Below are 16,982 nucleotides of genomic sequence, written 5' to 3'. Positions count from 1 at the left end.
CGACGCGGACGTTATCTCGCGTCCGCCGCGTCACGCAGCTCCTCGAGTCGCTCCATCGGCCCGATACCGGCCAGAACGACGCCCGCGAACACCGTCTCGCCGTCGGGGCGTGGCGCGTCGCCGCCGAGAATGCTGGAGCCGTCGATCGCCGTCTGGAGCGTGCGTCGGCCGTCGGCGATCGCCTTCCGGTTGAGCCACGCCGGCGGGCCGCCGACGATCAACAACCCGCGGTCGGCGGCCTCGGGGTCGCACTCGATGCTGCGCTTGCCGCGAATCGCTTTCCTGACGACGGTTTCGACGGCGCTGACGGCCTCGGCGGTGTCGACGTCGCGATCCGTCGTGAGGAGCCCGAGCCCGAAACGCGAACTCGTCGTCTCGACGGCCTGTTCGGCGTAGCCGAGCGTGACGAACGCGGACTCGCTCCCCACGATCCGTTCGACGTCGCTCGCGTCGGTCACGGTCTGGGCGGTCGCCTCGCCCGACTCGCCAGAACCCCCCGAGAACACGGCCGCGACCTGCGTCGCAGCCTCCCGGTTGGATCGGTCTCGAGCGTCGCTCAGCGTTTCCCCCGGCCGGAGCCACGCCTCGTTGTCGAACAACACGATCGCACTCGCGAGTCCCTCGAGACGCTCGAGCGTCGCGAGGACGTTCGTCGCTGCCTCCGGACGCGGTGGTTCGGTGTCTGACGTGGCGGTTGCCGTTCTCGCGTGGCCGGCGAGACCCTCACTTTCGCCGGCTGACGCGTCGAACTCCCGATCGGCCGGCAGCGTCGCCAGTACGTACACTGGCTGTTTGTAGGTCCGCTGGAGTGTCGCGACGAGCGCCGGAACCGTTCCGCCACCGGTCGTCCCCCCGAGGCCGACCGTGACGAGAAACGCGTCGGCCGCCGAGGACTCCTCACGTCCTACCACCTCGAGCACGTCGTCGGCGCGTTCGTCTCCCTCCTCGAAACAGCGTTCGATCGCTCTCGAGCCGTCGCCGTCCCCACCGTCAGCACCTCCTTCGGCTGCGTTAGCCTCGCCGTAGCGATATCGGTTCGATTCGGGAACTACCGTCTGTCGGAGCGTTGTCTCGTCGGTATCGAATACGAAGACGTCGGTGAGAAATGGACGAGTCGCCGACTCCGCCGCACGGATCGCGTCGGCGAGCCGACAGCCCGCGCCGCCGACGCCGATCACCTCGAGTTGCATGCTCCCATGCTCGGCCGTCGGGGTTTTTATGGTTGCGCTCGCGCCGAAACAGCTTCCGTAAGGCCTCGAGTCGCTTCAGGGCGTCAATCGCTCGAGCGACCACCACTCGATTTCGCCGTCGTCGACCAGCGCGAACACCATCGTCTTACGGACGCCGTGGGCGAGGCGAACGTCGAGTGCGAGATCTCGCGGCTCGAAGACGTGATCGTCGGGATGGACCCGAATCAAGAGTTCGGAGTGGCCGAGGTTCTCGACCGACTCCACGTCGGCGTACGTTCGAAAGTCCGCGCCGAACTTGTAGCCCGTTTTGGGGACGATCTCTCGTTCGCGCAGTTCGGTGTACACCGCTAGTCGACGCCCGAATCGTTCGCCCTCGACGGCTTCGCCGCGCGCTCGCAGCGTCTCCACCTCGAGATCGATCGCGTCGCGTTCGGCGAGATAGGTCGCCTCGAGCAACGAACACTGTAGCGTCGGTTCCTCGTACTCTCGGCCCTCGAGTGGCTGGCCGTAGAACGTGGCTTCGTAGAGGTCGCGTGGTGGCTCCCAGACGATAACTCGGTCGGTCAGCAGGTCGGCCTCGCAGTTGTTCGGCAACGACGAATCTGGATTCGACGACCCCGTCGGATCCCGCGGTGAGACGTCGAAGTACGTAATCTCGCTCTCTTCGTCGACGACGGCGAGCACGCCGTCCTCGAGATCAGTTGCCGGCACGTCGGTTCGCTCACTGATCACGCGGAGGGCGTGCTCGATTTCGCCGTCTCCCGGCCCCTTGCCGCGAGGAAAGACGGCGAAGTCCGTCGGTCCCTCCGGCGGCGCGTCGATCCACGGCTCCGCGGCCGGCGAGAGGTAGAACCCTCGTGAGCGGAGGTCTGCGTAGACGAGAAACCGAACGCCGAAACGCTCGCCCGGTTCGCGGGCCGCGAACGAGCGAAAGTTTAGTCGATTCCCGCTCGAGTCGACGACCGCGTCGAGGTCTCCGCGGTAGAGCAGGTGTGCCGCCTCGACGGGTGCGAGGGCGATCTCGTTGCCCTCGAGTGGATAGCCGTAGCCTCGCGAGTCGTGATAGCGCTGGCGTGCGTCACTGCCGACGCGGATAACGCCAGCGTCCTCGTCGAATCGCCCCTCGAGTCCCATACCCGGCTTTTGGCGTGCGGGATTAAGTGCGTGCGGATCGATTCTCGCCGAGGACGCCTCGAGTTCGTGCTGCCCGACGCTCACTCGACCGGTAGCTGTGTTGCTCGCCGCTCATCCGCTCGTTAATCATCGGCCGTGGACTCGGCCTCGAGCGTCCGTGTTCGGACCTGCTCGCAGGTCGCGTCGAGACAGCGCGTTCCGCTGCGCGTTTCGAAGGTGGGCAGCCCGCAGGCACACTCGCCGTCGACGACGCCGGTAGGAACGACGAAGCCGGTGTCGCAGTCGGGGTAGTGTTCGCAGCCGGCGATGAGGCCGCCGCGACGGAGGATTCGGAGGTCGCCGTCGCAGTCATTCGCCGGGCACTCCCACTCGCGGTCGAAGGCCGTCGAAACGGCCTCGTCGAGGGACTCACAGTCCCGATCGAGACAGATGTCGAACGCGAGGCCGCGCTCGACGCGCATTCGGGGTAACCCACACGCACAGTCGCTGTGCTCGTCGCGGATCGTCGCATCCGAGGGGATGGCGTAGCGGGTTTCACAACTGACGCAGTGGACGCCGTTCGAGCGCACGAGTGCGCCCTCACACGCCGGACAGTATCCGATCGGCGTTCCCGCTCGAGAGACTGGATAGTTCGCGAAGCCGTCCTGATCGTGGGCGGCAATTCGCAGCGTCTGCGTGTCTTTTTTCGCGACCAGCGTGAAGTCGCCCGCGCGGTCGCTCGAGACGCTGTCGGCTCGGGTGAGCCACGCGACGGGCTGGTAGCCGTCGCTGTCGTGGACCAAGACGGTTTTGTCGGGTTTGACGATGGTGGTCACCCGTCCGCGGTACTCCTCGCGGTCGTCGGACTCGGCAATGACGGTACAGTCACCCGCGAGCACGCGAATCGCGTCGTCGATCATGCCACGGTTGGCCGCCCGTTCGTATTTAAACTCGAGGACGAGCGAAGCGTATCGGATCGTCAATTTGTCACGTTTCGCCGTCGCCGTCACCGCCGTCACTACTGCCCTCGAGTGCCGTTTCGACGGCGCTGACGAGATTACTCGCGCTCGTGTCGCCTTCGGTTCGCCAGTGAACCGTCCCGGCGTCGTCGAGGACGACCGTCGTCGGGCGAACGGCTATCTCGAGCGCGTCGGAGAGCGAGCCGTCGTCGTCGAACCCGATCGGCCAGTCGCCGTCGTGGTCGTCCCACCACTCGGCCAGTTCCTCCTCTGTAGGTCGTTCGTCGCTGTCGCCGTCGATCACGGAGAGCGTGTCGACGGTTTCGTCGGCCTCGATCGACTCGGATTCGGCGAGCTCCGCGCGAGCGTCGTCGATCTCCGTCAGTAGCCCCTCGCTGGTCGGACACAGTCGCCGCGTGAAGTTGACGAGTTGGATCCGTTCGGCTGCCGGGACGGCGACCGTTCCCGCCGTGCTCCCCGTCGCGTCGATCGTCTCGACCTCGTCGGACGACGCCTCGCGCGCAGCGTCGTCGCTGTCGTCGTCGCCGTCCGACCCGGGATCGGTTCCCTCGAGACAGCCGCTCAACGGCGTCAGTGCTATCGCGCCGACGCTGAGAACGACCGCTCGTCGGTGTGCACTCGATGGGGCTCGAATCGTCTCGCGTCCGTCGAACACGGTACTGACGAGAGCACGCGTTCGAGTCGGGTGTGTGTTTTCCTTGCGTAATGCAGCCGTCATTCAACGGATCGCTTTTGTTAATCTACGCTGAACGTCAGCCTATGAACGGTCTCGACGGCGACGAGAACGGCTCTCTCGAGCGACGACTCGAGGCACTCGAGGACGAACTCGCCACGCTTAGACGAACGCAGCGGACGAGTCACGAGGGCGGGTCGGCTCTTCGGACTCGAGTCGAAGCCGTCGCGGGCGAACTGCAGGCACTCCTCGCCGAGGCGAACGGCGGCCACGGGACGATCGACACGCGAACCGGCGGACGGATCACGCCCCTCGAGGCCGATCCCGACGCCGTTTCGCTCGACGACATTGCTCACGCACTCTCCAATCTCACCCGGTTTGCGGGCCAGGGGACGGAGTTCTACAGCGTCGCTCGTCACTCGGTTCACGTGAGCCACGAGGTCGAAGCGCGCGGGGGTAGTCGAGACGCGATCCGGTGGGGGCTCCTCCACGACGCCACCGAGGCGTACCTGGCGGACGTCCCCGCGCCGGTCAAGCGAAGTCTTCCGGGCTACACCCGTGTCGAAGCCGACCTCGCCGCGACGGTTCGCGACGCGTTCGAAATCGACCTCTCGAGTGCCGACGGACGGCTGGTTGAGGCGGCCGACAGCGCCGTCGGTCGGGACGAACTCGCGCGGTACCTCCCGAACGGCGACCACGAGAGACAGGCCCTCGAGTGCGAACCTCCCGTCCTCGAGCAGGAAGATGACGTCGCCGAGTTGTTCGTCCAGCGCGCTCGAGCGCTCGGCTGTGAGACGCACTCGAGTCGAGCGGAGTAGCTGGCTCGGCGGAAAACGGAGAAGAAAATCGCGGCGTTACTTGAGCACCGATTCGGCCATCCGTTGTGGGAGTCCGAGGACGAGTTCGACCAGTCCGTCGGCCTCTTCGTCGTCGCGGAGGTAGGATCGGAGCTGCTGGCTGGCCATCTCCACGAGGACGATCAGGACGAGGACGACGACGATACCGGCCATCATGTCCCCGTAGGCCCGCATTCCCTGTCGAGCCTGGATGATGTAGCCGATACCGCCACCGCCGAGCAGTCCGAGCGTGACGGCCTGCCGGACGTTCACCTCGAAGATGTACAGCGTCCACGCGATGAACGACGTCTTGACCTGGCTGAGCATTCCGAATACGACGGTCTGAGACCGAGATGCTCCCGTCGTTTCCATCGCTTCGATCGGCCCCGTTTTGACCTCCTCGAGTTCGTCCGTGAACAGTCGGCCGAGGTTGCCGACCGTGCTCACCGCGATAGCAATCGTCGCCGTCACGGCCGTCAGCCCGGCAAGGGGGACGAAGATCAGGAACCAGATCAACGCCGGAATCGCCCGTGAAATGCCCATGATCGTCCTGAACAGGAAGTTAAACGGGAACGGCATGACCCGTCCGCTTCCGAGGACGCCGAGTAGCAACGCGAACGGTATGCCCATGACCGTTCCGGCGAAGCCGATTGCGAGCGTAATGCCCGACTCGCGGAAGAGGTTCGCCTCACTGATGAATTCCCAGTTCGGGTTATACTGCTGGACCCGATCGATGAACGTCGGCATCTGGTTGACGAGGTCACCGACCGAGAAGTTGACCAACAGCAGCGAGCCGTAGAACGCGGCGGCGAAGGCGACCGCCAGAAACGCGTACGTAACCCACCGAATCCGGCGCGTCAGTTTGATCTTCTCGAGGCGCCGCTCGAGCGTGGAATCCGTACTCATCGTACCGCCTCGGTCGTGGTCTCGGTGTCGTCTCCAGAGAGGAACTGTTCCATATCGATACCGCCGTAGATGTCGTCGATCACGTCGAACGTGAGGTCGTCGCGATAGCCGTCGAAGACGAGTTGCCCGTCAGCGAGGCCGATAAACCGCTGTCCGAACTGGCGAGCGAGGTTGACCTGGTGGAGGCTGATCATCGCCGTCAACCCTCGCTCGTCGGCCGCCTCGAGGAGATACCGCATCACGTCCTGAGCGCTTCCCGGATCGAGGCTCGCAACTGGCTCGTCGGCCAGAATAATATTCGGGTTCTGAACGAGCGCGCGGGCGATTCCGACGCGCTGTTGTTGTCCGCCGCTCATCTGTCCGGCGCGCTGTTCGGCTTCGTCGAGCAGCCCGACGGTTTCGAGGGCGTCGAGCGCTTGCAATTTGTCCTCCCGGTCGTGAGTTCGAAGGAGGCTCGTCGTCAGTCCGTTCCGTCCCAGTGCGCCACTAAGCGCGTTCGAGTACGCGCTCATTCCGCCGATGATGTTGTGTTGTTGAAACACCATCGCGATCTCTTCTCGAGGTGAGACGACTGGTCCGTCCTGGATAACAACCTGTCCATCCGTGGGCTTCGTAAGCCCGTTGACACACCTGAGAAGGGTTGATTTCCCCGATCCCGAGATTCCGAGAACGACGGTGAACTCTCCCTCGTGGATTTCGAACGAGACGTTATCGAGTGCGACCGTGTCCCCGTACTCTTTGGTAAGGTTCTCTACACGAATGCCGGCCATTTTGTACTCTCTATCTAGTATTGCTGGCTGCCTGTTTAATCGCCGTCGAAATCCGCGGACGGTACCAACCGGTTAGTCCTCGTCGTCGAAGTCCTCGAACTCGAGGCCGAGGTCGTCGAAGACCTCGTCGACGTACTCGTAGTCGTCGCGGTCGGCTTCGTCGATACCCGTAAACCAGAGTTCGAGGTCTTCGTCGGTTCCCTCCGGAATGAGGTCCTCCTCTTCGGCGTCGATCAGCGCCTGTTCGATCTCGTCGCGGGCTGGATCGTCCCAGTTGCTTCGAGCCATGATCGGGGCTCGAGTCAGCGATTCCGAGACGTCGAGCAGTCGCAGTTCTGGATTGTCGTCGTCGTCGATGTCGCTGCCGGCACCCTCGTACTCGGCCGAGTGTTCGACGAACTCCTCGTACTCGTCGAACTGCTCCTGTGGAATCTGTGGCGCGGATGCGAATGCACCCGTCGTCGCCGCGACGATGTCCGGATCGTCCTCTAACTGTTGGCGCGCCGTATCGTGATCGTCAGCGACGTTGATGTCCAGATCGGGCGCGTCCTGCGTGTTCGGGAAATCGCCGATATCGAGGCCTGCGTCCTGCAGCATCAGCGCCGGCACGAGCGTTCCGCTCACCGAGAGTTGGGCTCCGACGGCGATCTGCTCGCCGTCGAGGTCTGCGAGTTCCTCGATATCGCTGTCTGGAAGCGTCACGATCGTCGAGAAGTACTGATTCCCGCCGAACGCCGTTCGCATCCCGATGACGTCCGCGAACCCGTCTCCGCCGGGGACGCCCGTCGGCGAGGTGTCGGCGAGCTCTCCCTGCTCGGTCTCGAGCGCTTCGAGCGTTTCGACGTAGCTTCCCGCCGGCTCGAGGTCGATCTCCTCGCCGGTTTCGTCCTCGAGGTACTCCTTCATCGGCGTGTACTCTTCGACGATGTCGGTCTGCTCTTCAGCCGGGTTGAGGATGAACCGAATTCCGTGGTCGGTTTCGCTCAAACAACCCGCCAGTCCGGCGAGCGAGATTGCACCAGTCGTTTTCAAAAACGTTCGTCGCGTGCCACTCCCACCGCGCGTGTGTTCCGGCATATGTAGTACGAGGATTCGGACACTATAAAAATAATGATAGTTGCGTACCGTCCGTCGACATATGTCTATGTCCATTCAAGTTGCGGTTGAATCGTGTGTTACATCCGCGAGCCTGCTATCGATTTCGGATCGTCGACATCTCTGTCGCGGTCGCTCGAGTCGGGTGGACGCACTCGAGAACCGGACCGGTTTAGTAGCCGTTTCCCTCACTAGCGCCCGTGACTCGCCCCACGCTCCTCGTCTACTGCGGGCTCCCGGGCGTCGGCAAGTCGATGGCGTCGTCGTACACGGCGGATCGATTCCCGGCGACGCGATATCGCAGTGACGCGGTTCGAAAACAGCTGTTCTCCGACCCGTCGTACACCGCCGATGAGAGCGCCGCGACGTACGAGGAACTCCTCTCGCGCGGACGTAACACCCTCGAGGCCGACGAACACGTCGTCCTCGACGCGACGTTCCAGTCGAAAGAGACCCGCGATGCGGCGGCGACCGTCGCAGCGGAGGCCGATGCCGAAATCCGCTTCGTTCACGTGACCTGTGCACTCGAGGTCGTCAAAGAGCGAATCGAGAGTCGGACGGAGACGATCAGCGACGCCGAATTCGAACAGCACATGCTCCTCCGAGAGTCGTTCGATCCGCTCGAGCGAGAACACGTCGTGATCGACAACTCGGAGACGATCGAGGAAACGCACGACCAACTCGAGCGACTGGTACTGTAGCGGACCGACAACTCGAGCGACTGATACTGTGGGCGGATCGGTGGCGGTCGCACGCCCGAACCGAGTGTGTACGCGTGTGGCCGCCGATCGCTGGCGAATGCGACGGATCCGACCGAGTTGTCGTCGAACCATCGCGTCTAAGACGTTCCCCTCGAGAGTCTACACATCTGCAGATGACGATGATCAAGGACAGCGTCCACGACTACATCGAACTCGGTCCGACTGCCGAGGCGCTCCTCGACACCGCAGCGATGCAACGACTGCGGTCGATCCGCCAGTTGAGCACGGTTCAACTCGTCTATCCCTCCGCGAACCACACTCGCTTCGAGCACAGCCTCGGCGTCTACCACCTCGCCTCGCGCGCCGTCGACCGACTGGAACTCGAGGCCGACCTCGCCAAGCGCCTGCGCGCCGCGGCGCTGGTCCACGACGTCGGCCACGGTCCCTTCGGCCACCAAACCGAAGCCGCCATCGAGCGTCACCTCGGGCGTCACCACGACGAGATCGAGTGGTTCTTGACCGACAGCGATCTCGGAGACACCCTCGAGGCGCAGGGTCTCGACCCGGAAGCCGTCGCGGCGACCGTCGACGGCCGGGGCCCCTTCGGCGAACTCGTCTCCGGCCCGCTCGACGTCGACCGACTCGATTACCTCGTCCGAGACGCCCACCACACGGGAGTTCCCTACGGCACCATCGATCACGCGCGATTGCTGTACTCGCTCCAGACCGTCGACGGGACGCTCGCCCTCGAGGCGGACGACGTCGCAACCGCCGAGAGCGCGCTGATCGCCCGGACGCTGATGAACGCGACCGTCTACCGCCATCACGTCTCGCGAATCGCGGGTGCGATGCTCGATCGTGCGAGCGAGCGACTCCTCGCCGACGGAGCGGTCGAGGCCGAACGGTTCGCCCGACTGACCGACGCCGAACTGCTCGCGACCCTCGAGGACCACGCACCGACGGCCGAGTTTTCGACCCGTCTGCGCGAACGCCGACTCTACAAGCGGGCGGTCTGGACCCGACGCGACGGCGTTGCCGACCGATTCGTCGGCCTCGAGTACGACCGGACGCGCGCCCTCGAGCGCGAAATCGCCGACGTAGCCGGCGTCGATCCCGCTGCGGTCATCGTCGACAGTCCGTCCGAACCGAGTTCGCCCGAATCCCGGGCCCGAATCGTCGTGGACGGCGAACTCCGGCGACTCGAGGAACGATCGTCGCTGGTCGCCGGATTGGATGCCTGTGCCAGCGAAATCTGGCGACTGGGCGTCTACGCGCGACCGGACGACCTCGAGGCCGTCCGGGAGGCGGCCTCGTCGGTGCTCGAGGTCGAGGCCGACGTGGTTCCGTAGCCGTCGTTTCCGATCGGTGTTGGAACGGCGTCGCGTCGCTTCGATTGCTTGATCTGCGGTGGCACGCGCTGGTGGCACACCCGAGTCTCACGAGGGTGCGCCATTGACACTGCGCGAGGGATGTGTGAGGGAGCGGAGTGACCGAACGAATCGGCTGGGGAGGACGTGGAAATCACCGTGTCCAGCAATTGCAGAGCACTCGTCGTCAGTACACTCGATCCAAGAAGCGAAACAGTAACTACTCACACGCACGTTCCGAATTCGACGTTTCGATTCCACACACTATCAAAGAGAGACGTAGTATTGTCGACCCTGAGACACTGGCACCTAGGGATTCCACACCCTCCCCAACCGATTCACTCGTTCGCACGCTCACTCGCTCTTCCCTCGCGTGCCTCTGTCCCGCGGCTCGCTGTTCGCTCGCCGCGACACAGCACGCGCCACCGCTCGAGGTCTGGTCGGTCCGAAGCGGAACCTCCGTCGCGGATCTCGTGGTCGAGATCCGGGGGTGATCCCAACAACCGTGCTACTCGCCCGAACCGGGCGTCTCGCGTCCGTCCAGTCGCTGCTCGTACTTTTCCAGCGCCTCCTCGAGTGCCTCGCCGGCGTCGATCTCGAGCGAGTCGGCCAGCGCGAGCAGTGCAAAGAGCACGTCGCCGATCTCGTCCGACTCGAGGGTCAGTTCCGCTGGAACGTCCCCGTAGCCGGTCGACGTGTTCGCGTCCTTTCCGAGTTCGCCGACCTCCGAGACGAGGTCGAGCAGTCGGAACTCGGGAGGCGTCTCGAGGCCGTACTCGTCGACGAACGTGGCAACTGTCTGTTGTTCGTCCATGGCTGTCGATCTTTCAGCCGAGTGAAAAACGAATCGGATTCAGTCGAGGCAGATGTACGTCCGAGTCGTCCCAACGCCCTCGAGCGGCCGAATGTCTGAGGTGACCGTCGTGAGAACGTCGTGTGGGTCGTCGCCCTCGAGGTCGGCAATCACGTCGAAGTCACCCGCGACGACGTGGGCCTCGAGGACGTCGTCGCTGTCGCGGACGGCTCGACATACCGAATCGGGCATTTCAGCCGCAACGTCGATCAACACGAATGCGCGAATCATGCTCTCGCAGACTCCGTCGCCGAGTGCCAAATAACGACCCGCGAGCCTCACGATTTCGGACGTGTCGACGAATCCGCCCGTCGACGCGCCGGCACAACACGTTTCCCCAAGCGAGCAGAGTTGTTCGACATGGCCGACACCACCGCAGAAATCGTGTTATTCGACGGCTTCGACGAACTCGACGCGATCGGTCCCTACGAGGTGTTCGAAAACGCCGCCCAGGCTGGCGCGGCCCTCGAGACGAGCCTCGTCACGCTCGAGGAATCCGACTTCGTGACGGCGAGTCACGACCTGCGCGTCGAGACACAGGGGACCCTCGACCAGCCCGATATCCTTGTCGTTCCTGGCGGCGGGTGGACGACTGCAAACGAGGGTGTTCGGGCCGTTGTCGACGACGGCGAGTTGTCGGACGCCGTCGACGAGCGCTTCACGAACGGTGCGACGGTCGCCTCGGTCTGTACCGGCGCGATGGTGCTGGCCGAGGCGGATTTACTCGAGGGCCGTCCCGCGGCGACCCACCCCGTTGCCGAGGACGACCTCGCATCCCACGCCGCGAACGTGGTCGACGAGCGGGTCGTGGACGACGGCGACGTGCTGACCGCAGGCGGCGTCACGTCCGGCCTCGACCTAGCGCTGTGGCTCGTCGAACGAGAATTTGGTGAGGACGTCTCGAGTACGGTGAGCGAAGAGATGGCCTACGAGCGCGACGAGATTTTCGGCTGATCAGGATTCTCGAGTGGGGACATCATTCCGCTCGAGTCCCCACCGATCACCCGGTTCAAGTTCCGGCAGGTCACTCGTTTCGAGTCCCCGCCGATCACTCGCTTCGAGTCTCCGTCGATCACTCGGCCCGAATTCTAGCCAATCACTCGCTTCGAGATCCAGCCTGCTCGAGGAGCAACAGTGCGCCACCGAGCAGAGCGACGTTCTTGAGGAAGTTAATCTTGTTCGCTTGGCGTTCCTCGCCGTCCATCGTCCAGAAGTCGTGAATGCCGGGCGTCGTCCCGAGGAAGAAGACGATGAGCGCGCCGGCGGACGCCCGCGGGAACTTCCAGAGCAAGATTCCGACGTTCGCGACGAAGAGCATGCCCGTGACGAACGGAACGAGGACGTCTGGCGCGGGAACGCCCTTCTCTCTAGCGACCTCGACGCGCTTCTCGTTGTTCTGGAAGCCGTCGATGGCCATGTAGGCCAGAATCCCGCTGTAGAGTGCCCGGCCGACGAACGAGGGTGGATCGGCTTGCGTGGTCCGATCCGTCATCGTTCCCCCTCCGAACCCGAATCAATTACCTCGAGTCGGCCGACGTTGGCTCCGACGCGGCCGACCGTCTCGTACTCGCCAGCATCCGTCCGACGCATGATCCGCCCGTCGACGTCGTCGCGCTGGTCGGGCACGTCGAAGAGCCCTGATCCGCAGATGACGTCCCCGTCGTGGACGGCCCACGCTTCGATAATCTCGTGTGGTTCGCCGGGGAACGAGACCCGTTCGAAGTCGCGGCCGAAGTTCGTCGACTCGAACAGCGCGACCTCGTGGTCGTCGTCGACCCACGCTGGCGGGGCCTCCTCGCCGCCACAGAAGAAGACGGTCCCGTCGTGGACGAACACGCAGCGGATGTACGAGAAGTCGTTGCCCTGATCGAGACGAGTCCACGTCTCGCCGCCGTCGGTCGTCCGGTGGAGGCCGCCCTCGCCGACCGCGTGGCCGAGTCCAAGGTTCTCGAGGTTGATGTCGAGGTACCCCGCCGTCGCCAACCAGACGTCCTCGGTAATCGGCAGGATCTGGTGGACGTCGTCGACGATGGTCTCGCGGCGATCGATCCATGTCTGCCCACCGTCCTCGCTCAGGTGGATCCCGCCGGCTTCGACGCCGGCGATCAGTTGCTCGGGTCGTCCCGGCACGGTCTCGAGCGCGCGCAAGCGCGCGTAGTGGGGATCGATCGGCGACTCCCAGTGGCCTCGAGACGGTAGGTCACGGAATCCCTTCAGCTCCGACCACGACTCGCCCTCGTCGACTGAGCGGTAGATGTAGGGGTCGTTCGTTCCGGCGTAGAGCGCGCCGTCCGCGGTCGCGAGGATCGACCACACCTCGCTCTCGCCGGCGTGCCAGAAGCGATCGCCCAGCGGCACGCCGAGGTCCTCCCACGTCTCTCCGCCGTCGAGCGACCGGTAGGCTCCGCTCGAGGACGCGACGAAGACGCCGTCGGTGTGGCCCCACGACCGGAGCGCGGTGACGACGCCACACTCGAGGACGCGTTCGGCCTCCTCACGCTCGAACGGCACGCTTTCGACTCGGTACAGACCGTCATCTGTCCCGATCAACAGTGGCATACTGTGTCTGTGTATCACTCGCACAATAAAGTTTTACCAGCCTGTAAAACGCTACGTGAGAGTAGCGCACGAGCGATCGAACGATCGAGTGACCTCGGCCTCCGTGGCGAGACGAAGGCGGACTGTCCGGACCGAACTAACGTACCCATGACCTCATCGCACCCGACCAAGCGTCCGACCGATGCAGCGCATCTCGACGACCGAGACGTCGACCTCCCGACGGAGCTTCTCAACCTCCCGTGGATCGACGTTCACAACCACGCACACACGCTCTCGTGGGACGACCGCGAACGCTACGCCCTCTCGGGGTGTCGATCCATGGTGATGGTCTCCTCGGGCTATCACTGGACGCCGTACAAACCCGTACGAGCGTCCGATATCCGCTATCTCTGGGACGACGCGATCAACCGGCGCGCGGCGATCGAACGGAACCACTTCTTCGAAGCCAAACTCGGATTGGGGATCCACACGGGCGTTCGGATCGAGAACCCTGACGAGGTACTCGAGGCGATGGCCGGCTACTGCGACCTCGAGGAGGTTGTCGCGATCGGCGAAACCGGCGTTACCCCCTCCCAGCACGTTAGTTCGTGGGATCTCGACGAACAGCGTGCGATCGTCCAGTCCCAAATGGAACTTGCGGACGCCCACGACCTGCCGGTACTCCTGCACACGCCGAACACCTCGAGCGATTCGGGTCGTTCCTACCGCCCAGAACTCGGAACGCCGGGCTACGAGAAGAATCCTGGTCTGGGACAGGAACCGGTGATCGACGCCGAGAATCCGGCGCTCGAGGCGACGAAGATCGACGTCGAAGCGGCCCGGGACGCGGGCCTAGACGAGGAGCGAGTCGTCGCCTCACACGCCGACGGTAACAACACCGAGTACCTGATGGAGGAGACCGACTGCTACCTGAGCTACACGATCGGTCACTCGTGGCTGATCGGCGTCGACGCCGCAGATGTCGCCGACGCCATCGACGAGTACGGCCCCGACCGGATCATGATCGACACCGACTGTGCGAACGTCCTGAGAACGGACCCGTTCGCGCTGAAACGAGCAATCTTCGAACTCTATCGTTACGGTATCGACGTGGACGCGATCAGGCAGGTAGTGTTGGAGAACCCGCGCGACGTGTTCGACATCGGCCAGTGATCCTCGAGAAAGGGTTCGTCGGCGCTTCGCAGTAGTTGGTAGTTCATTTTTGGATTCCGCCACGGTGACAAATCTGAGGTGGCTGATTCGGTAGGTAGAGAGTGCGGATAGAACGTTTCGGGGCGAATCTGCAGTACCGACCAACCGCCGTTGGGTGGGACTGAAAGGGACTGGCCCGCTCGAGGAGCGAGCAACAGCCGTCGAGCGGCAGGGGATTTCGCGGTAATTCCAACGGTTTTCAGGTCCTGTTCGCACGAACAGACGGGATCACCACACCCTCCCCAGCCGATTCACTCGGTCGCGTCGCTCCCTCGCTCATCCCTCGCGCAGTATCGCCGACCGGCCTCGCTCTCACTCGGTCGGTCGACAGCGCGCGCCACTACAAGAGGATGGTCGAATCGAAGTGAGACTTGGTTCCCCTGTTCTTCCCACGGGTTTGTGACCACCACTGAGTGGCGAAACCGTGCTCCTCTCTACGGTTAGTTGTCGAACGCGCAGGTGTTCGTCAACTCGCCGAGTTCGTCGATTCCGATCGTCACCTCGTCGCCGTCCTCGAGCAAGACAGGGGGCTCCCGGTAGACGCCGACACCCGGTGGCGTGCCGGTGAAGATGAGATCGCCCGGCTCGAGGGTGAACGCCTGGCTGCAGAATGACACCAACTCGTCGATCCCGAAGATGAGGTTGTCAGTGGTCGACTCCTGTAAGCGCTCACCGTTCACCTCGGCCCAGATCTCGAGGTCGTGAGGGTCTGACACTTCATCCGCGGTCACGAGTTCTGGCCCAATCGGGGCGAAGCCGTCGAGGCTCTTCCCCCGAACCCACTGGCCGTCGCCGTGTTGGAGGTCACGAGCCGAGATGTCGTTACCGACGAGGTAGCCCGCCACGTGCTCGAGGGCCTCGTCTTCGTCGACGCGGCGGGCTTCCGTTCCGATGACGACGACGAGTTCGGCCTCGTAGTCGACCTTCTCGGTGAGGTTGGGATCCCAGGAAATCGTGCTCCCGGGGCCGGTCACGGTCGTCGGAAACTTCGAGAAGAGCACGGGTTCGTCGGGGATCGGGTTGTCACCCTCCTCGGCGTGATCGCGGTAGTTGAGTCCGACGCAGACGACCTTCTGCGGATCGCCTACGGGAGCGTGCTGGTCCAGATCGTCGAGGTCGTAGACGCCGGTTCCCGTCTCCACGGCGTGCTCGAGGGCCAGTTGGGCCTTCTGCTGCCACTCCCAACCGGCTAGCAGTTCGGTGCTTTGCCGGGGCAAGTCGACGCCGGCGGCAGCGCCCGCCTCGGCGAGGTTGACGACCGTCTCGTCGTCGGTTCTGGCGCCACACCAGGGCTGTTCCGCGTTCGTCGTCGTGTATTGTCCGAGTCGCATCGTGAGTGAATTGGTGGGTGTGAGTTACTCGAGGTCGATTCCGGCCTCGTCGATCAGTCGCTCACCGGACGCGACGAAGCGGTCGAACTCCTCCTCGACGAGCGGATTGAGCAGTTCGCCGTCTTGCTTGACGGGTTCGCCATCGACGAGCACGGTGTCGATGTGAGAGGTGTCGGACTGGAAGACGACGGTCTGAATCGGGTTGTGACTCGGCGCGGTCATGAAGTCGTCCGTCCGAATCATCACGATGTCCGCGCGCTTGCCCGGCGTGAGCGTCCCGATCTCGTCCTCCAGGTTCAGGGCTCTCGCCCCCTCGATGGTGGCCATCTCGAGGGTGTCTCGTGCAGTGGTCTGGAGTTCCGTGACTTCCTCGTCTCCCTCGAGGATCGCCTGGTTCTCGAACATCCGCTGGACTTGCAGGCCGATCCGCATCTGGCTGGTCATGTCGCCGCTTATGTCCGAGCAGACGTCGACGCCCCACGTCGGCCGGCCACCGGCCTCTATGACCTTTTCGGTGACGGGGATGCCGTGGCCCATCTGCATTTCCACTTCCGGAGTAGACGAAAAGGAGACCTCTTGCTCGACGGCGTGGTCGATGTCCTCCTGGGAGAAGTGGTTCCCGTGGGCGACGTTGACGTCCGGGCCGAGCATGTCCTCGAGGCAGCCAAAGCCCTGGTAGTCGTCGCCGTAGACCGAGGACGGCCAACATGCAGCGCCCATGTGAAGCGTGGCGAGGGCGTCGAGTTCCCGGGCCAGTTCCAGATCGCCGCGGGCGGTCTCGTCGGTACAGAAATCCGGCCCTCGCAACCCGAGTGCGAGGGTGAGCAGGTCGTCGTCTTCGATCTTCTCGGCGTCGAACTCGCGGATTTGCTGTTCGGGGAGACCGACGTCGCTCTCGAACCACCACGTCGCCGCGTCGTCACCCGGCGGGCCGTAGGTGTACACTGCGCGCACCCCGGTATCCTGTAGCGCGTCGACGGCCCGTTCGGCGTGTTCGGGCGTGTTGGGATACGACCAATCCAAGACCGTGGTCGTCCCCGTATAGAGTTTCTCCAGCGCGCCGAAGAGGCCGCCGAGGTACATGTCTTCGGGCTGGTAGAGCCCGGTGATGTTGCCGAGCATATCGTCGAAGTAGTCGCCCATGAGCGACCAGTCCCCGGCGATACCCCGTACCTGCGTCTGTGCGAGGTGGATGTGCGAGTCGACGAACCCGGGAATCACGATGTGGTCGCTCGCGTCGATGACTTCCGCGTTCTCCGCGGATAGCCCCGCTCCGATTTCGACGATTTCCCCGTCCTCGATCAGGATATCCGCGTCGTCTACTTGTCCGATCTCCGGATCGAGCGAGACGACCGTCCCGTGTCGTATGATCGTACGTGCCATAGTCGGGTAGATAATCTAACCACGGGGGCAAAAA

General features: G+C 63.9%; 18 protein-coding genes. 5 read left to right on the top strand and 13 right to left on the bottom strand.

Features of this window, described 5'->3' with window-relative positions; all coding sequences use genetic code 11:
* Nucleotides 1-11: 11 nt before the first annotated feature.
* The 4 genes from BLW62_RS15305 to BLW62_RS15290 all read right to left on the bottom strand — a co-directional run bounded on the left by BLW62_RS15305 (nucleotide 12) and on the right by BLW62_RS15290 (nucleotide 3,938).
* On the bottom strand, nucleotides 12-1,190 hold the full coding sequence (locus tag BLW62_RS15305) for an FtsZ/tubulin family protein (RefSeq protein ID WP_090507915.1): 1,179 nt from the start codon (nucleotides 1,188-1,190) through the stop codon (nucleotides 12-14).
* Nucleotides 1,191-1,265: 75 nt separating this feature from the next.
* Nucleotides 1,266-2,324, bottom strand: a complete 1,059-nt coding sequence (gene endA / locus BLW62_RS15300) for a tRNA-intron lyase (protein WP_090508112.1) — start codon at nucleotides 2,322-2,324, stop codon at nucleotides 1,266-1,268.
* A gap of 122 nt (nucleotides 2,325-2,446) precedes the next feature.
* Complete coding sequence (locus BLW62_RS15295; protein WP_090508111.1) at nucleotides 2,447-3,223, bottom strand: DUF91 domain-containing protein; 777 nt, start codon at nucleotides 3,221-3,223, stop codon at nucleotides 2,447-2,449.
* A 67-nt stretch (nucleotides 3,224-3,290) separates the two neighbouring features.
* Nucleotides 3,291-3,938: a TlpA family protein disulfide reductase gene (locus tag BLW62_RS15290; RefSeq protein ID WP_139305421.1), complete on the bottom strand. Its 648-nt coding sequence runs from the start codon at nucleotides 3,936-3,938 to the stop codon at nucleotides 3,291-3,293.
* 104 nt (nucleotides 3,939-4,042) lie between these two features.
* On the opposite strand from BLW62_RS15290, the gene BLW62_RS15285 reads away from it, so the two are divergent.
* A complete protein-coding gene (locus tag BLW62_RS15285; protein WP_090507913.1) occupies nucleotides 4,043-4,774 on the top strand; it encodes a hypothetical protein in 732 nt (243 codons plus the stop codon).
* 36 nt (nucleotides 4,775-4,810) lie between these two features.
* On the opposite strand, the gene phnE is transcribed toward BLW62_RS15285, so the two are convergent.
* From phnE to BLW62_RS15270, 3 genes are all read right to left on the bottom strand, one after another.
* A complete protein-coding gene (gene phnE, locus BLW62_RS15280; protein ID WP_090507912.1) occupies nucleotides 4,811-5,698 on the bottom strand; it encodes a phosphonate ABC transporter, permease protein PhnE in 888 nt (295 codons plus the stop codon).
* Nucleotides 5,695-6,468 carry a phosphonate ABC transporter ATP-binding protein gene (gene phnC, locus BLW62_RS15275; RefSeq protein ID WP_090507911.1) on the bottom strand — a complete coding sequence of 258 codons (774 nt, stop codon included), beginning with the start codon at nucleotides 6,466-6,468 and terminating at the stop codon, nucleotides 5,695-5,697. Before phnC ends, phnE begins: the two co-directional genes overlap by 4 nt.
* Nucleotides 6,469-6,540: 72 nt before the next feature.
* Nucleotides 6,541-7,545 (bottom strand): PhnD/SsuA/transferrin family substrate-binding protein, encoded by a 1,005-nt coding sequence (locus BLW62_RS15270; protein ID WP_090507910.1) that lies wholly within the window; start codon nucleotides 7,543-7,545, stop codon nucleotides 6,541-6,543.
* Nucleotides 7,546-7,763: 218 nt separating this feature from the next.
* On the opposite strand from BLW62_RS15270, the gene BLW62_RS15265 reads away from it, so the two are divergent.
* A complete protein-coding gene (locus tag BLW62_RS15265; RefSeq protein ID WP_090507909.1) occupies nucleotides 7,764-8,264 on the top strand; it encodes a P-loop nucleotide/nucleoside kinase family protein in 501 nt (166 codons plus the stop codon).
* 173 nt (nucleotides 8,265-8,437) lie between these two features.
* On the top strand, nucleotides 8,438-9,613 hold the full coding sequence (locus tag BLW62_RS15260; protein ID WP_090507908.1) for an HD domain-containing protein: 1,176 nt from the start codon (nucleotides 8,438-8,440) through the stop codon (nucleotides 9,611-9,613).
* Between the two features lie 526 nt (nucleotides 9,614-10,139).
* Here BLW62_RS15260 and BLW62_RS15255 read toward each other — a convergent pair.
* Nucleotides 10,140-10,445: a MazG nucleotide pyrophosphohydrolase domain-containing protein gene (locus BLW62_RS15255; RefSeq protein WP_090507907.1), complete on the bottom strand. Its 306-nt coding sequence runs from the start codon at nucleotides 10,443-10,445 to the stop codon at nucleotides 10,140-10,142.
* A gap of 39 nt (nucleotides 10,446-10,484) precedes the next feature.
* Nucleotides 10,485-10,715: an Lrp/AsnC family transcriptional regulator gene (locus BLW62_RS15250; protein ID WP_076582990.1), complete on the bottom strand. Its 231-nt coding sequence runs from the start codon at nucleotides 10,713-10,715 to the stop codon at nucleotides 10,485-10,487.
* A gap of 129 nt (nucleotides 10,716-10,844) precedes the next feature.
* Between BLW62_RS15250 and BLW62_RS15245 the strand changes: the two genes are divergently transcribed.
* Nucleotides 10,845-11,438, top strand: coding sequence for a DJ-1/PfpI family protein (locus BLW62_RS15245; RefSeq protein ID WP_090507906.1), 594 nt, complete (start codon nucleotides 10,845-10,847; stop codon nucleotides 11,436-11,438).
* A gap of 142 nt (nucleotides 11,439-11,580) precedes the next feature.
* Here the strand turns inward: BLW62_RS15245 and BLW62_RS15240 are convergent, their stop codons facing one another.
* The gene (locus tag BLW62_RS15240) at nucleotides 11,581-11,976 is read right to left on the bottom strand and encodes a DoxX family protein (RefSeq protein ID WP_090507905.1); all 396 of its coding nucleotides are present in this window, start codon (nucleotides 11,974-11,976) and stop codon (nucleotides 11,581-11,583) included.
* Complete coding sequence (locus tag BLW62_RS15235; protein WP_090507904.1) at nucleotides 11,973-13,043, bottom strand: WD40/YVTN/BNR-like repeat-containing protein; 1,071 nt, start codon at nucleotides 13,041-13,043, stop codon at nucleotides 11,973-11,975. Before BLW62_RS15235 ends, BLW62_RS15240 begins: the two co-directional genes overlap by 4 nt.
* Before the next feature lie 147 nt (nucleotides 13,044-13,190).
* On the opposite strand from BLW62_RS15235, the gene BLW62_RS15230 reads away from it, so the two are divergent.
* Nucleotides 13,191-14,195 carry a TatD family hydrolase gene (locus tag BLW62_RS15230; RefSeq protein ID WP_090507903.1) on the top strand — a complete coding sequence of 335 codons (1,005 nt, stop codon included), beginning with the start codon at nucleotides 13,191-13,193 and terminating at the stop codon, nucleotides 14,193-14,195.
* A gap of 479 nt (nucleotides 14,196-14,674) precedes the next feature.
* On the opposite strand, the gene BLW62_RS15225 is transcribed toward BLW62_RS15230, so the two are convergent.
* A complete protein-coding gene (locus tag BLW62_RS15225; protein ID WP_090507902.1) occupies nucleotides 14,675-15,565 on the bottom strand; it encodes a fumarylacetoacetate hydrolase family protein in 891 nt (296 codons plus the stop codon).
* A 24-nt stretch (nucleotides 15,566-15,589) separates the two neighbouring features.
* Entirely contained in the window at nucleotides 15,590-16,948 is a 1,359-nt protein-coding gene (locus BLW62_RS15220; RefSeq protein WP_090507901.1) for an amidohydrolase family protein, read from the bottom strand.
* Between the last annotated feature and the right edge of the window lie 34 nt (nucleotides 16,949-16,982).

Source organism: Natronorubrum sediminis (assembly GCF_900108095.1).
Lineage (GTDB): Archaea > Halobacteriota > Halobacteria > Halobacteriales > Natrialbaceae > Natronorubrum > Natronorubrum sediminis.
Note: the sequence above shows the minus strand (reverse complement) of the source record. Positions and strands in the feature narration are given on the sequence as shown.

Coding starts and splice junctions, on each gene's coding strand:
- BLW62_RS15285 (WP_090507913.1), top strand. CDS start 4,043: ATGAACGGTCTCGACGGCGACGAGAACGGCTCTCTCGAGCGACGACTC.
- BLW62_RS15225 (WP_090507902.1), bottom strand. CDS start 15,565: ATGCGACTCGGACAATACACGACGACGAACGCGGAACAGCCCTGGTGT.
- BLW62_RS15240 (WP_090507905.1), bottom strand. CDS start 11,976: ATGACGGATCGGACCACGCAAGCCGATCCACCCTCGTTCGTCGGCCGG.
- BLW62_RS15235 (WP_090507904.1), bottom strand. CDS start 13,043: ATGCCACTGTTGATCGGGACAGATGACGGTCTGTACCGAGTCGAAAGC.
- BLW62_RS15255 (WP_090507907.1), bottom strand. CDS start 10,445: ATGGACGAACAACAGACAGTTGCCACGTTCGTCGACGAGTACGGCCTC.
- BLW62_RS15250 (WP_076582990.1), bottom strand. CDS start 10,715: ATGATTCGCGCATTCGTGTTGATCGACGTTGCGGCTGAAATGCCCGAT.
- BLW62_RS15220 (WP_090507901.1), bottom strand. CDS start 16,948: ATGGCACGTACGATCATACGACACGGGACGGTCGTCTCGCTCGATCCG.
- BLW62_RS15305 (WP_090507915.1), bottom strand. CDS start 1,190: ATGCAACTCGAGGTGATCGGCGTCGGCGGCGCGGGCTGTCGGCTCGCC.
- BLW62_RS15295 (WP_090508111.1), bottom strand. CDS start 3,223: ATGATCGACGACGCGATTCGCGTGCTCGCGGGTGACTGTACCGTCATT.
- phnC (WP_090507911.1), bottom strand. CDS start 6,468: ATGGCCGGCATTCGTGTAGAGAACCTTACCAAAGAGTACGGGGACACG.
- BLW62_RS15245 (WP_090507906.1), top strand. CDS start 10,845: ATGGCCGACACCACCGCAGAAATCGTGTTATTCGACGGCTTCGACGAA.
- BLW62_RS15270 (WP_090507910.1), bottom strand. CDS start 7,545: ATGCCGGAACACACGCGCGGTGGGAGTGGCACGCGACGAACGTTTTTG.
- phnE (WP_090507912.1), bottom strand. CDS start 5,698: ATGAGTACGGATTCCACGCTCGAGCGGCGCCTCGAGAAGATCAAACTG.
- endA (WP_090508112.1), bottom strand. CDS start 2,324: ATGGGACTCGAGGGGCGATTCGACGAGGACGCTGGCGTTATCCGCGTC.
- BLW62_RS15260 (WP_090507908.1), top strand. CDS start 8,438: ATGACGATGATCAAGGACAGCGTCCACGACTACATCGAACTCGGTCCG.
- BLW62_RS15230 (WP_090507903.1), top strand. CDS start 13,191: ATGACCTCATCGCACCCGACCAAGCGTCCGACCGATGCAGCGCATCTC.